This window comes from Mycoplasma sp. 1890 (assembly GCF_053851615.1).
Map to the genome: position 1 here is coordinate 12,245 of NZ_JBSQAZ010000005.1, position 15,546 is coordinate 27,790.

The following is a 15,546-nucleotide window of genomic DNA, read 5'->3' on the forward strand; positions in this document are numbered from 1 at the left end:
TTATTTTTTTACCTTTTCATAAGCTAGTCTAGCAATCATCATTGCATTATCGGTTGTATACTCCATTAATGGTAGATAAACATTGTTGTGAAGGGTTAACACCATTTCTCTAATTCCTTTATTAGCGCTTACTCCTCCTGCTAAAGTAATACATTTTGGTCCATACTTTTTAATTGCCTTTTCTAAATTAATTTTAAGGTAGGCAATTATCGTATTTTGGAATTCACAAGCAATCTTATTAATATTAATTTCTTCGTTTCTATTTATTAGACTATTAAAATGATTTATAACGGCTGTTTTGATTCCACTAAATGAAAAATCTAATTCATTTAATGTATGTGGAATTGAAAATTTATTTTTATATTTTTCTTTATTATTAATTCAAATATTATCAATAATCGGTCCACCCGGAAAACCTAATGATAGTTTTCTAGCAATCTTATCATAAACCTCACCAACGGCATCGTCCAAAGTTTCACCGACTATCTCAAAACTATTAGAATCAGTATATAACATCAATTGCGAATGTCCACCTGAAACCAATAAGCATAAGGCAGGAAATTCTAATTCTTTCGATATAAAAGCTGAATAAAAATGGCCTTCTAAGTGATTTAACCCAATTGCTGGTATTTGATATATTCTGGACATTGTTTGTGCAACAATAAAACCTATTTGCAGCGATCCTACCAATCCCGGTTCCTTAGTATAAGCAATATAATCAATATTCTTACAAATCTCCTTGTTATTAACAACGATATTTTTAAATTCCTCAATTAATAATGCAATATTTCTAACATGCAATCTCGAAGCAATTTCTGGAATGGTTCCACCGTATTTTTTATGAATTTCTGTTTGAGATATAGTTTTCATTCAAACAGGCTTATTATCTTCCAAAATAGCAAAAGAGGTATCATCATGAGAGCTCTCGATAGCAAAAATTTTCATTAAACACCTCCAATTTGAGGATCAGAAGCATAAATTAATTCTTCTTTTAAGATGTCATTTGATTCTCTAAATAAATCAACATATTTACTAAAATTTTTAAAGAAATTTTGGTAATTAAAATCTATTACTGAATTTATACTATCAACTAAATTTATAGTTATTCCTAAATTAGTTTTAATTACTTCATATGCCTTATACCTATTAGCTTTTATATAAATAACATCCAAATTTAGTTGTTTAAAAAACAAATCATATGTTGGCGCAATAAAAACTTTTATATCATTTTTTGCGATTACATTTTGAAGAAGTTTATTAGTAGATGCAAAAACAAAGGCTAAACGTGTCCCGGTAAAACTTCCAGGTCCATTTGTTATGTAAAGATTATCTAGATAATTCAACTTTGTATTATTTCTTCCTAATAACTCATCTATTGATTCAAAGAATTTATCAGTTTTTTTAATTAGTTTTTCAATTAATATATGGTCAATTACATTACCATTTTCAGTTAAAGCTATGCAAAAATCTGGCAAAGAAGTTTCAATGAATAAGCCTTGATAACAAGTTTGCTTAGTTATTTTAAATAAATGAAAAATTTGACCATCCCTTTCATGAAGACTGACCTCAATATTAAAATAATATTTAAAATTATGTATAATGTTTTTTGACCATTCAATAACAACAATTTTATCTTCAAAATATTCTTCATATGGGAATAAATCACCAACTAATTTATACGCATCAATATGTACCATTTTATCATAGCATATTATAGTATTAAATGTTGGGGAAACCACAGCCTTAGATTCACCTAATTTTTTGGCTATTTGCCCAGTTAATGTTGTCTTCCCTGCGCCTAATTCCCCGTCTAATAATATAGCTTCTATTTTTTTAAATGACAGAAGATAATTAACTAATTCATCTAGCTTTTCGCCTTCCTTAAACCAAAATTCCTTCATTTTTTTAAAATAATCTCCTTATATAAAAACAAAAAAGAAGATTCAAATATTTTATGATTCTTCTTTTTTAAAATAATTTAGCACTGGCTTTTTTGTCAACTTCAGCTTTTTTCGTTTTAATGTCATCAAGAATTTTATTTAGTTCTTGTATTAATTTGGCTTTAGCATTATCATTAAATAAAACTGAATTTATTTTCTTAATTTCTTCTTCTTTTGCGCTGTATTGTTTAACTAACTCAATTTTCAATTCATCATATTTTTTATCTGACAACTGTTCATGTGCATATTGCTTTAATGTATTTAAAAAAATAAATACATCTCTTTGGTTATTACTATATTTTTCAGCTGTTGTTTTATTATCATTAAGAATTTTATTTGTATTTTCAATAAAATCACTAAGTGCCTTCTGATAATCTATATTTTTATTGCTATTATTTTTTAATATATTTTCAGCATCAATAATTTCTTTTCTTAATTTGTCCTCATAATCATCAGCAAATTCAATATTAGATAATTGTTGCTTAGCAAGAGAAACTTCTCTTTCTAATTCTGCTTTATAGTTAGTACATGAAATGGCAATTAATGGGAGAGTCAAAGCAGAAATCGAACCAATACTAATTAACGTTTTTGTTATTTTATTCATAATTCTCCTCTAAAATAAATACCATAAATAACTAAGAGCAAATCTCAAGGTCATTATGTGAGAATTCCGTTGGCACTTTTCTTCCAAATTGTTCAATATTTACAAATGCTTTTTGTTCAATGTCATCATTTCTAATAATTTCGCCAACTTCGCCCTTGAATATACCGCTCTTAATTTTAACAATAATCCCCTCTTTGAATGCTGTTTCAATATCTCCCGCTTCAAATTTCTCAATGAGAATCCTTTCTTTTTCAACCATTTTTTCAAAGGTGTTTTCACTGATTGGCGTTGGTTTTGCACCTTTTCCAGAAGATCCAATCAAACCAGTAACGTATTGTGTATTACGAACTAAATACCAGGATTCATCAGTCATTATCATATTAAGAAAAATATAACCTTTATAAATATTTACATACTTAATGTTGTATTCCTCACCCCTGCTTTTCTTTTGCAATTCTTTGCTAGACAAATGGGGCATCTTAAAAATTCTGATATCCTTAAAGAAATCTTCCATTTTTTGAGAACTAATCTTATTTTTCAATGCTTCAACAACATTATCTTCCTTGCCTGAAACAGTTGATATCATATATCACTTACAATCTGAATACATTTTTTCTCCTTAAAAAATATTATGTTCTAATACCCACTACATTTCATAAACCGGTAAAAATTAAAGTTATAACAAAGCAAAATATAGCCATGATTAACACAAAGGCAATAGTAATTCCAAACCATTTTCAAGACTTGAAATTACTTGGCCACGCAACTCTCTTAATTTCCCTTACTAAATTTCTAAAAGTGTAAAGTTTCGTTGCCTTAGCTTCATCCTTTTTTCTTTCCTTTAAAAGAGCTTTCTCTCTTCTTACTCTATCTTTAATCTCTTTTTTTTCTTCAGGACTCATCTTTGTTTTTTCTGGCATACCTTATTTTTCCTCTTTATGAATTGTTTGAATATTGCAATATTTACAAAATTTCTTAATCTCTAGTCTTTTTTCATTACTTTTATTAACAGAATAATTTTTATGCAAGCATTCCTGACAAGATAGTGACACTTTCTTTTGCTTTCTCATATAAGGAAAATTATATTATTTTTTTACGTTTTTTTCAAATAAAACTAGACTTAGACATATTGTGGACAATAAATAAGATATATAAAATATAATTTTACTTACTATGGTACACAATTATTTGTATTTTTTGTTAAATGTAGTTTGGATAATACCTATTATTATCGCCTTCATTATTCGATCTTTAAAAAAGGAATTTAAAATCAAGAAACTTCAAAAAAAGATTGAATACATAAACCAAAATTTAAAAAAAATTAAAAAAATTAATAATCAATTTCATGAATTTACAGATAAAAACAATAAATGCACATACCAAGAGAAAATAACTGCTAATGTAATAAATATTATTGAATTTTCACTATCAAAGATAACTTTTTTTCTTAATGAATTGCATATGATTAATAGCATAAGAAACATACAAGAAAAAAAATCGAAAAGCCCTGAATTTAAAAAAATTTTTAATAAAGCAATTGTCGAATGAAAAACAATAAAAGAAACAATAAAAGAAAATAAAGATTTTATTTTTCTTGAAAGTCAAAATATCTCAAAATTTCTCATCTTTTCAAATAATTTAAAATCCGTCTTCTTAAATATAAATAAATGTATTGATAACAATAAAAACAACCTTTTCTTTCAAGATTTTTCAATTGAATTTAATAAAAAATACAATGAAATAAAAAATATTGTCGAATATAGTAGTAAGCTTCAACTATATAAAGGTTGGAATAATCATTTTTTAACTAATTCAAAAAATATCAAAAAAATATTAAATGATTTTTTATTCTTTATAAAAAATGGTTTAACACTATACTCATATATTGAAAATAATATTGAAATTCCATTTAAATTTATTGAGGACCTTGTCATCAAATATTCATCTTTTCACCAATTTTTTTTTAATTGGCAAATGCTAAATTCTTTCATTGATGAAACTAGAAGTGTGATTGAAAAAATTAAAATTAAAATTCATAAAACTAATTTTTTTGATTGAATTGTAACATTCAAAACAAAACTTGAAAGCCTTTCAAAAAAAATAATTTACAAATATATTGAAATCAAAAAAGAAATAGATAGTTTTGAAATATTAAAATCAAATTCTGAGCTTATAAGCAAAATAATTGATCTTTTTGATATACAAAATTGAAAAAATCTTAAATCAGACCGTCAAAACGCAAAATATAAATTATTGATAAATAATTTTTATAAATTTTATTACCAAAATCTGGCGTATTTTAAATCAAAAAATAAAAAAAATTCAAGCAATATTTCATATTTTGAAAGATTAAATAATCTAAATAATATTCTAAAAAAAATGTGTAAAATCCCGTTTTTTCAAAGACAATTTAAAAATAATTGAAACAAAAAAGATAAGACCGCTTTCAAGGATAAAATAACCAATATGTTAATTGAGACATTTGGACTACATGACTTTAAAATACCATTAAATGAGGAAATAATTTATTATAAAAATAAATTTGAATCACTGCTAGAAAAACAAAATATAAATGACGAATATGAACTAAACTTAATAAATCAAGTCATTCAAAAAAAAATTATTGTGATTAACATAAAATATTTGGTTGCAAGGCATCTAATCGATAATTTTAACTTGCTAACAAAAAATAAATTTCAAGAAAAAAATATTGAATTAATTAACTTAATATATCAGAATAAATATGATGAAATAATTAATAAATCGCTAAAATTAATTAATAAGTCAAAGGAGAAATAAAATGTGTGCTAATCAAGAAACGGAAATATTAATTAGATACGGAGAATTAACACTAAAAGGTGAAAATAAAAAGGATTTCATTAATCAATTAAGAAAAAATATTGAACTATATATACCTAAAAATGAGTTAAGAATGGAATACGACAGAGCTTTTTGTAAGTATTCAGAGCAAAATTTAAAATCCCTAAAATTTATTTTTGGAATTTCATCTTATTCAATAGTTCATAAGACATCAACCAATATTGAAGATATTGAAAAAAAAGTATTTGAACTAGCCTCGAAAAAATCATTCAACTCTTTTGCTATAAATGCCAGAAGACATAATAAAAATTATCATTTAACTTCATCGGAAATCAATATGCACTTTGGCGGTTTTATATTAAATAATTTTAAAAATAAAGTTGTAAACCTTAGCAATCCTGATTTATCCATATATATTGAAATAAGAGACAAATTTACATATATTTTTAGCGACTACATTTATGCCCTTGGCGGAATGCCAGTGTGTTCATCAGGACGTGTTTTACATTTAATAAGTGGTGGAATCGATTCTCCCGTTGCTGCACATTTATTGCAAAAAAGGGGATTAAAGATTGAATTTTTAAACTTCATTACACCCCCTCATACCGATGAAAAAACGACTATGAAAATCGAACAAATTATCAAAACATTAACCAAATTTCAAGGATCTTCTACTCTTTTTCAAATTAATTACACAAAATTAATGAATTATATAGGTCTTGTATCAAATCAAAAATATAAAATAACACTAATGCGCCGCAGTTTCTATCGTATTGCACAAAAAATAGCCAAAAAATATAATATAAAAGCAATTTCGAATGGTGAAAATTTAGCACAAGTTGCTTCGCAAACATTAGAATCAATCCACGCAATATCAGAGGTTTGTGATTTGCCTATTTTTAGACCATTATTAAGCTTCGATAAAAATGAAACAATAACAATTGCCAAAGCCATTAACACAATGGAAATATCGATCCAAAAAGCTTGCGAAACATGCGAACTTTTTGCCCCAAGATTCCCGGTCACAAAACCCACAAGAGAGGAAGCAAAAAGATTAGAAGAAGAACTTGAAAATCTTGAGAAACTTGAGAATGAAATAATTAACGAAGTTGAAATAAAAACATTTAATTTAAGAAATGACAAATAAAAATAATTTTTTTTGTAAACTAAAAAAATATCCAAAACTTAAAAGAAATTACATTTTCTTTCTTGCTTTATGCATTTGTGTAATTATTATTCCTATCATTCTCATTACAGCATGAATTGTTTATCTTATTTTAAATAATGGAACACATTTTCTAATACAATCAAATAATTTTATAGTTTTAATTAGCATCACTAGCATACTATTTATTAGCTGACTTACCTGTTTTTTCTTAATTAGATATATCATTAAAATCACATTTGCAAAAATATATAAAATAACTAAAAATAAAATAATTAACAAAATTGCTATTATCTTTTTGGGTGAAAAAATTATGAATGCAGATATTCATATGATTAACCAAGAACTGGAAGAAAACAATAAAAACCAACGTCTATAAAACACTCATTTGTGTCTTTATATTTTTTAATTTTTATTTAAATATTCAAAAAATATATAATTAATTATCATGAGTACAACTAATTACGAAGCAAAAGATTTAAAAGTTTTAAAGGGTTTAGAGGCAGTTATTAAAAGACCTGGAATGTATGTTGGTTCTACTGATTCAAACGGATTACATCATCTAATTTGGGAAATTTTTGATAATGCTATTGATGAAGCATTAGCCGGATATGCTAATAATATTAAGGTAATATTAAAAAGTGATGGGTCTGTTATTGTTGAAGACAACGGAAGAGGTGTTCCAATCAATAAACATGAGACAGGAAAAAGTGGTGTTGAACTAGTATTTACCGAATTACATGCTGGCGGTAAATTCGGCGATGGGGCATACAAAACTAGTGGAGGACTTCACGGCGTTGGGTCCTCAGTAGTAAATGCCCTTAGTTCTAAGGTTGAAGTTAGCGTTTATCGTGACAAAAAAGAATACTTCACATCTTTTGAACAAGAAAAAATTACAAGTAAAACAACAATTATAGGACCAACTACAAAACGTGGAACTAAGGTTCAATTTTGACCTAATTATTCAATATTTAAAAAAGCGAAATTTTCATCTGAAACAGTTAAAGAAAAATTAAGAGAGGCCAGTTTCTTAATATCAAATTTGAAAATCAACTATATCAATGAAAATACTAACGAAAATGTTGTTTTTCAAACCAATGAAGGAATTAAAGAATATATTAACTTTGTTGGCGAGGGCCGAAAATTTATCAGTAGAATTTTCTTTGCGTCAGGAAAATCAAAAAACAATATTGAGGTTGAAATATCGTTAGCGTATACTGAAAACTATAGTGAATCAATATATTCCTTTGTCAATAATGTTAAAACTAGGGATGGAGGAACTCATGAAACAGCATTTAAATCTGCATTAACCAAAACAATTAATGAATGGTATGCAAAAAATTCAAGTTCTAAAACAAAAATTAATTTTGATGGATTAGATGTTAGAGAGGGAATAATTGCTGTAGTATCACTAAAAATTCCTGAAAGTATTCTTGAATTTGTTGGACAAACTAAGGATAAATTAGGAACGCCTGAAGCAAGGGAATCTGTTGAAGATTTCTTTAGTGAAAAATTTACATTTTTTTTAAATGAAAACAAGCAAGAAGCTGACAAAATCATCGAGAAAATTAAGCGAACATATGACGGAAGAATTGCGGCAAGAAATGCTAGAAATGAAGCTAGAAAGGTAAAAAATAAACTCGATTCAAAAAAAATTCTTTCAAACAAATTAACTCCTGCACAAACAAAGAACAAAACAATCAAAGAGCTTTTTTTAGTCGAAGGTGATTCAGCCGGAGGGTCGGCTAAAATGGGCAGAAATCGAATGACTCAAGCCATTCTTCCCTTACGTGGGGTTGTAATGAATACTGATAAGGCCAAATTAGTTGATGTCCTTGCAAATGAAGAACTTGCAACAATTATTAACACGATTGGAGCTGGAATTGGTAGCGAATTCGATGCCAAGAATTCACAATATGGAAAAATTATTATTATGACTGATGCGGATGTTGATGGAGCCCATATCCAAATGCTTTTATTAACATTTTTCTGAAGATATATGAAAAAACTAATTGAATTAGGAATGGTATATATCGCTTTGCCCCCATTATATAAAATAACAATTAAAAACTCAAATAACAAATATTTCTATGCCTGAGACGAAGAACAACTAAGAGAAATAACGTCGCAATATACAAACTACGAAATCCAAAGATATAAAGGACTTGGAGAAATGAATGCTGACCAACTTTGAGAAACAACGATGAATCCTGCAACTCGTTCAATCATTAAGGTAGGCATCGATCAGCAAGCATTAGTAGAAAGGTATATAACTACCTTTATGAGCGATGATTCGGAGGCGAGAAAAAATTGAATCAATAATAACATCGACTTTTCAAGTATTGATGAATTTGAAATTAATAAAAAATAAATGAGGCACGACTTATGGACAAGAAAAATAAAAATAATTATGACCAAGTAATTGAAAATATTATTGATAAGAATATGGTCGACATTATGAGCGATAGTTTTGCCCGTTTTTCAAAATATGTTATTCAACAGCGTGCAATACCCGATGCCAGAGATGGCTTAAAACCAGTACAACGTCGTATCCTTTATTCAATGTGAAATCTAAAACTTAGAAACAAGGAGGCATTCAAAAAATCGGCACGGATTGTTGGGGATGTTTTAGGTAAATACCACCCACACGGCGATAGTTCTGTTTATGGAGCAATGGTAAGAATGGCGCAGGAATGAAAAAGCAATTATCCGCTTGTGCAAATGCATGGAAATAAGGGTTCCATTGATGATGACCCTGCTGCTGCTATGCGTTACACAGAATCAAGATTAGAAAAAATAACAGAACTAATGCTAAAAGATTTGGAGCGCAAAGTAGTACCAATGATTCCAAACTTTGATGATTCAGAATATGAACCTGTTGTCTTACCGACCCTTTTTCCTAATTTGCTAGTAAATGGAGCAATGGGGATTGCATCAGGCTTTGCAACACAAATTCCTCCTCATAATTTAGGGGAACTAATTGATGCCTTAATTGCTATGATTAAAAACCCAAATATCACCACTAGCGAATTAATGAATTATGTTAAAGGCCCTGACTTTCCGACCGGAGGCATAATTAACGGGACCAAAGGAATCCACGATGCTTTTATGACCGGAAGAGGAAAAATTGCACTATCCTCAAAATATAATTATGTTTATGACAAAAAAGAAAACATTATTGGCATAGAAATTACTGAAATTCCCTTTGGTGTAGTTAAGTCGAAAATGGTTTTTGAAATTGATACAATCATTTCTTCAAAAGTAATTTCTGGAATTAAAGAAATTAGAGATCAATCTGATCGCAATGGATTGTCAATATACATTGAACTTGAAGAAAATGCAAATGCCGAGGCAATCATGATCTATCTAATGAACAAAACTAAACTAAGAGTTAATTATGATTACAATATGCTTGCTATATATAAAAATGCACCTAGCCTATTATCGCTTTACAAAGCATTATATGCATTTCTTGAGCATTCAAAACAAATAAATACCAATGGAATAAAATACGATCTTCAAAGATATAAATTACGCCATGAAATCATTGAAGGTTTTATTAGAGTAGCAGAAATTTCTGATGAAGTTATCAAATTAATCAAGGAAAGTGATAATTCCAAAAAAGGTGTAATTCTTTCACTAATAAAGGCATTTAATTTTAGTGAAATTCAGGCAACCGCCATAGCTGAGCTAAGACTATATAAACTCTCAAGAATGGATCAAATTGAATTTCAGCAAGAAAAAACTAACCTTGAAGCTTTAATTACACAATGTAAAACCTTACTTAGTGATAACTACGAATTTAATATTTTTTTAATAAAACAACTAACTGAAATAAAAATTGAATATGCACAGGATAGAAAAACCATAATTAAAGAAGAAGGCATAAATAAAGATATTGATCATAAACTTCTTGCTAAAAATGAAAATTTTTATTTCTTCATTTCTCAAGAAGGCTATATCAAAAAAATTAGTACAAAAATTTATAATGCTAACGACTTTGCTACATATAAACTAAAAGAAGGAGATGCAATTAAATATTATGATGAAATTAATTCTCTTTCAAAATTGATTTTCTTTACTAACAAGGGGAATTTTTTCATCATTGAAGCACATATTTTAAAAGATAATTCATGAAAAGAATTGGGTGTGCATATATCTTCATTAGTGAATCTTGATAGCAATGAAAAAATTATTCGAGTAATGGAAATAACATCATATGAATCATATGCTAACATTATACTAATAACAAAATATGGTTTTGCTAAAAAAGTAAAGATATCTAGCTTTAATTCAAAAGTATTAAACAAGAAGAGAATTTGTATAAATTTTAAAAATAATGATGATGAATTAATCGATGCAAAAATTGGCAATGATGAAAAGGATATTTTTATACTGCTTAATAATGGTTCATATTTCTTATTAAATGAAAATGTTTTTTCAACTGATCTAGCCCTCAAAGCGCAAGGCATAAAACTATTGCCTAAATTACAAACAAATGAAGAAATTTTTGTGTCTACTTTTACAACTTGTTTACCTTTAAATGTAGTAACAATGATAACTGAAGGCGGAATGTATAAACAATGAAATATGAGGGACATAAAATATACAGGGCGCACAAACCGTGGGACCAAATTATTCAACTGTTTAAAAAATATCAATTGCATTCCAAAATGTCTAGAAGTAAATACTAAAAACCTTGAATTACTAATAACAAATGAAAATAATGAAACACAAAAACTTGATTTTAAGTGCAGTCAAAGTGATAAAATTAAGATCGAAAAATTAAATAAATTTAGCAATGAATTAAATAATTCAGGTTACTTAATTCAGCATATAAAAATAAACAAACTTATTGAAGATGATAGTAAACAAAAAGAAATTCTAAAACTGAAATTTCAAGATAATTTAACAAAAAATAGCAGCATCGAAGAAACAACTGAAACAACACTATTTAAAAAAAATTATTACACTAATTCATTAAAGATTAATAACCAAATCTTTGATGAAGAAGATCAAATTAACCTTTTTGATGCGGCCAATGACTTCAAAGAACTTAATCATAAAATATCAAATAAGGAACATTTAAAGAAATCATTATCGCTTGAAGAAAAAATAAAAGCAATGGATGATATTGATTTTGATTTGATCGAGCAAAAAGTTGAGCAAATTAAGAAAAAATAGTTATAATATTAACTATCCTTCTAAAGTAATAAAATTAGCAAATATTGAAAGGAAATGCGATGAGAAAAGACGTTAGATTAGCAAATAAGGTTAAAGCTGAAAAAAGAGCTCACAAATTAGCTAAAGAAAGAGCCCGCGACCTAAGAAGAGAAGCAAGAAAAGCTGAAGCAAAATCACAATAATAATATATTTTGTAACCTTTTAAGCACACTGTGGTGTGTTTTTTTAATTTTAAGAACATTGCTATTAATATAAAATAACACAACTTCTATGTCGTGAGTATTAACCTTCTTTTAAGGCATATTAGAGTATTATAAAAACGCTAAAAATTAAATAGTATTATAATTAAAATGTTAACCAATTTATTCTAAGGAAATTATTAATATGAAAAAAACTTATTCAAAAAACATAATGATTTATTTAACAACGCTAACGTTACCAACAACATTTTTGATTTTGTCCTCATGTTCAACGCAAACACAAACTTCTGAAAATGAAAAAAAATATCTAAATAAAAAAGAAGAACTTCTAAAAAACATCCTTAAAATAAAAGATAATGAAAAATTAAATAAACTATGAAACAAGCTAGAGATTATAGAAAGCAAGGAAAACTCTAAAAACTTTGATTCATTAATTAAGGAAATTGAAATATTAAATAATGAAACTCTAAGGGAAATAAGTCCTTCAGCAAATCCAAATGATAAAAAATCAGAAACAGGAAGCGAGAATAATCCTATTACTCCCGATAAGAAAGAGAAAGATAATAGACAACAAGAACAAGATAATAACACCTTGGCAAGAAATGGTGCTGCCCCAACCACAAATAATGGATTTCACATCCAATATGATAACTCGAATAAATTTTATGAATCACTAAATGGATTAAGTGGACAAGAATTAAGAGACAAACTTTTTATGATTCAACTACAAAACCGAGACAAAACGGGTGTCGGTAGAGCTGCTTATGCAAAGTTGCACAATACTTATGTTGATGCATTTGTTGATAAGTATTATGAAAAAGATGGCACAGTTTTAGATCTATATACGGAAATAATTGGAGGAAAAGACAAATACAACTTTGAATTTGGCAAATATCGTGACATCGGAAATAAAGAGGGGCAAGGTATGAATCGTGAACATATCATTGCACAATCCTGATTTGCAAAACAAGGGCCAATGAGAAATGATGCCCACCATGTTTGACCGTCAGATAAAAAAGTCAATGCTATCCATGGTAATTTACCATATGGAGAAACTCAAAATGGAAAAATAGTTTCAAGCAATGGTTCAAAGTTAGGAATTGGAAAAGAAGATGGAGAGCAGGTTTTTGAAGTAATAGATGAATTTAAAGGTGATATAGCAAGAGTTTTCTTCTATTTTGTGTTAACCTATAGAGACAAAAATATTACAAACAACCACTCCGCACAAAGAGTATTTTTTGAAGAAAATGGCATAAATCAAATAAAACAAAAATATTTAGAAACTTATTTAAAATGAAATAAATTAGATGGAATTTCACAATTTGATATCGATAGAAACAATGGTGTTTATAAACATCAAAGAAATCGTAACCCATTTACTGACTATCCTGAATTAATAAAGGTCTATTTTGAACATGACGATAATTACGTCTTTCAAAACAAAGGAATTGCTATAAAATTAGTTAAAAATTAATCTTATTTTAAGGATTTAAAATGAAAAAATATATTCAATTTAAGCAAGAAAAAGAAGCGTTTGATAAAATGATCAAAAACATTGCAAGCTTATGCGAAATCCCTTCCATCAGTATAGAGCAAGAAGGAAAATACCCATTTGGTATAAACGCTGATAATGCCTTAAACTATGCCTTAAAATTAGCTGATTCTTTTGGCTTTGAAACATATAAAGATCCACACAATCGATATGGATATGCACAAATTGGTAATGGGGCAAAAATTCTAGGTATTTTAGCTCACTTGGATGTTGTTCCTGCTGGCGATGAAAAGCAATGAAAAACTAGCGCCTTTGTTCCAGTAATCACTGATAATGAAATAATTTGTAGAGGTAGTCTTGATGATAAGGGTCCTGCAATCATTAACATGTATGCAATGAAATATCTCAAAGACAATGGTCTAGTCAATGATGAATGGTCTATTCGAATTATCTTTGGGATTTCCGAAGAGACAACTATGAAATCAATGAAATTTTATCTTGCAGACTTTGGCCATCCATATGTTTCATATACTCCTGACGGAGAATGGCCACTTATTTTTGCCGAAAAACTTATATATCAAGTTAGTTTTATTTTTAATAAAATTGATAATCTTGAAATAAATGCTGGAAATGTTGTAAATCAAATACCAGACAAAACTGAATATATATACAACGGAGAACTACACAGTGTACTAGGGAAGGGTGGTCATGGTTCAACGCCAGAAAAAGGTGATAATGCTATTATCAAGTCAATCCTAGAACTAAAAGAAAAACATCCCCAATTGTTAAGATATAATCTAATAAAATTTATTAGTGAAAATTTAGAAACTCGTGATTTTAGATTAAAAAATATTTTTCCAGACTATGATGATTTCTCGGGTAGCCTTAGTGCTAATCTTGGTATTATCAAAACAACCTCTGACAAACATATCATAACTTTTGATTTGCGAGTCCCGGCAACCCATTCTGTTGAAGAGGTTACAAATTCTATAAAAAAATACCTTTCATGCAATTTTTCAGATGTACATTTTGAAGTAGTTGGAACTAAAAATTCTATGTTTATGTCACCAGAAAGCAAATTAATAAAATTACTAATGCAAACATATAATGAAGCAATGAATACCAAAGAGCTACCATTAGCAATTGGTGGAGGGACCTACGCACGTATAGTTAATAATTGTGTAGCTTTTGGTTCAACAAAATATATGCATTTAATGCATGGACCAAACGAATGCTTCACATTCAAAGAAATAAAAAAATCGCTCGAAATTTACATTAATGCTCTAAATAGAATACAAGATGAAATATAATGAAAATAAGAATAGAAAAAATCATTTCTTGATATCTTAACATTTCAAGAAATGAATGCAAAAAAATAATAAAAGCTAAAAGGGTTCTAATAAATAATAAATCAATCCTTAAGCCAATTTGTGTTGATATTAATAATGATACAATTATGATTGATGGTAAGCTAGTTGAATATAAAGAAAAACAATATTTTGTTTTCAACAAACCATCAGGATACATAACGGCAAATTTTGATAAAAAAAGTAAAACAATTTTCGAAATTATTGACCTTGATCCCAATAAATTTTTTTCATATGGTAGACTTGACAAAGACACAGAGGGATTATTAATAATAAGTAATGATGGTTTTTTAGGCCACCAAATTATGAACTCAAAATTCGAAATACCTAAAACATATTATTTCCAGACTAATAAACCTTTTGATGACAAAATAAAAAATCACTATCCCAAACCAATTATCATTGCAAATAATTATCATGTAGAAAGATATGAGTTTATCTTTATAGACTCTAAATCTGCCTATATAACTATTTATGAAGGTAAATTTCATCAAGTTAAGGAAATGCTAAATTTTTTTGGTTATAAAATAACCTACCTAAAAAGAGTATCAATAGGCACACTAAAATTAGATAATAATTTGAATTTGGGCGAAATCAGAGAAATACGTCAAGATGAAATTAGCAAAATTTTAGAGAATTGTAAAACTTTTAAAAAATAAAATTAGGTTTTTTCAAAAGATATAACAAAGATTATTGCTTTAACAAAAAAATCTGGATTTAAACCAGATTTTTTAATTTAGCTCCATGAAAAATGGCTTTATTAGTTAGCAAACA

The 15,546-nt window shown here is 27.7% G+C and carries 15 protein-coding genes; 9 read left to right on the forward strand and 6 right to left on the reverse strand.

The annotated features are described in order from the left end of the window. The 6 genes from tsaD to rpmG form a co-directional block, all read right to left on the reverse strand. The gene (gene tsaD / locus ACWXVO_RS01480; protein ID WP_438340656.1) at positions 1–945 is read right to left on the reverse strand and encodes a tRNA (adenosine(37)-N6)-threonylcarbamoyltransferase complex transferase subunit TsaD; all 945 of its coding nucleotides are present in this window, start codon (positions 943–945) and stop codon (positions 1–3) included. Continuing rightward, positions 945–1,901, reverse strand: a complete 957-nt coding sequence (gene tsaE / locus ACWXVO_RS01485) for a tRNA (adenosine(37)-N6)-threonylcarbamoyltransferase complex ATPase subunit type 1 TsaE (protein ID WP_438340655.1) — start codon at positions 1,899–1,901, stop codon at positions 945–947. The genes tsaD and tsaE overlap by 1 nt, the downstream gene beginning before the upstream one ends. A gap of 67 nt (positions 1,902–1,968) precedes the next feature. Then, entirely contained in the window at positions 1,969–2,544 is a 576-nt protein-coding gene (locus tag ACWXVO_RS01490; RefSeq protein ID WP_456002116.1) for a variable surface lipoprotein, read from the reverse strand. 31 nt (positions 2,545–2,575) lie between these two features. Next, positions 2,576–3,154 carry a transcription termination/antitermination protein NusG gene (nusG, locus tag ACWXVO_RS01495; protein WP_438340653.1) on the reverse strand — a complete coding sequence of 193 codons (579 nt, stop codon included), beginning with the start codon at positions 3,152–3,154 and terminating at the stop codon, positions 2,576–2,578. A gap of 19 nt (positions 3,155–3,173) precedes the next feature. Continuing rightward, positions 3,174–3,464, reverse strand: a complete 291-nt coding sequence (gene secE, locus ACWXVO_RS01500; RefSeq protein ID WP_456002119.1) for a preprotein translocase subunit SecE — start codon at positions 3,462–3,464, stop codon at positions 3,174–3,176. A gap of 3 nt (positions 3,465–3,467) precedes the next feature. Continuing rightward, positions 3,468–3,614, reverse strand: a complete 147-nt coding sequence (rpmG, locus tag ACWXVO_RS01505; RefSeq protein WP_438340651.1) for a 50S ribosomal protein L33 — start codon at positions 3,612–3,614, stop codon at positions 3,468–3,470. 127 nt (positions 3,615–3,741) lie between these two features. Here rpmG and ACWXVO_RS01510 point away from each other — a divergent pair, with 127 nt between their 5' ends. From ACWXVO_RS01510 to ACWXVO_RS01550, 9 genes are all read left to right on the forward strand, one after another. Next, a complete protein-coding gene (locus ACWXVO_RS01510; protein ID WP_456002122.1) occupies positions 3,742–5,343 on the forward strand; it encodes a hypothetical protein in 1,602 nt (533 codons plus the stop codon). 1 nt (position 5,344) lies between these two features. Further along, positions 5,345–6,511, forward strand: a complete 1,167-nt coding sequence (thiI, locus tag ACWXVO_RS01515; RefSeq protein ID WP_456002125.1) for a tRNA uracil 4-sulfurtransferase ThiI — start codon at positions 5,345–5,347, stop codon at positions 6,509–6,511. After that, positions 6,501–6,908 (forward strand): hypothetical protein, encoded by a 408-nt coding sequence (locus tag ACWXVO_RS01520; RefSeq protein ID WP_456002128.1) that lies wholly within the window; start codon positions 6,501–6,503, stop codon positions 6,906–6,908. The genes thiI and ACWXVO_RS01520 overlap by 11 nt, the downstream gene beginning before the upstream one ends. Before the next feature lie 69 nt (positions 6,909–6,977). Continuing rightward, positions 6,978–8,900: a DNA gyrase/topoisomerase IV subunit B gene (locus ACWXVO_RS01525; RefSeq protein ID WP_456002131.1), complete on the forward strand. Its 1,923-nt coding sequence runs from the start codon at positions 6,978–6,980 to the stop codon at positions 8,898–8,900. Between the two features lie 14 nt (positions 8,901–8,914). Then, complete coding sequence (locus ACWXVO_RS01530; protein ID WP_456002134.1) at positions 8,915–11,713, forward strand: DNA topoisomerase (ATP-hydrolyzing); 2,799 nt, start codon at positions 8,915–8,917, stop codon at positions 11,711–11,713. A 59-nt stretch (positions 11,714–11,772) separates the two neighbouring features. Further along, a complete protein-coding gene (locus ACWXVO_RS01535) occupies positions 11,773–11,895 on the forward strand; it encodes a hypothetical protein (protein WP_438340645.1) in 123 nt (40 codons plus the stop codon). A 202-nt stretch (positions 11,896–12,097) separates the two neighbouring features. Further along, entirely contained in the window at positions 12,098–13,387 is a 1,290-nt protein-coding gene (locus ACWXVO_RS01540) for an endonuclease (RefSeq protein ID WP_456002137.1), read from the forward strand. Between the two features lie 20 nt (positions 13,388–13,407). Then, positions 13,408–14,715: a M20/M25/M40 family metallo-hydrolase gene (locus ACWXVO_RS01545; RefSeq protein WP_456002140.1), complete on the forward strand. Its 1,308-nt coding sequence runs from the start codon at positions 13,408–13,410 to the stop codon at positions 14,713–14,715. Continuing rightward, the gene (locus tag ACWXVO_RS01550; RefSeq protein WP_456002143.1) at positions 14,715–15,431 is read left to right on the forward strand and encodes a pseudouridine synthase; all 717 of its coding nucleotides are present in this window, start codon (positions 14,715–14,717) and stop codon (positions 15,429–15,431) included. Before ACWXVO_RS01545 ends, ACWXVO_RS01550 begins: the two co-directional genes overlap by 1 nt. The last annotated feature ends 115 nt before the right edge of the window (positions 15,432–15,546 follow it).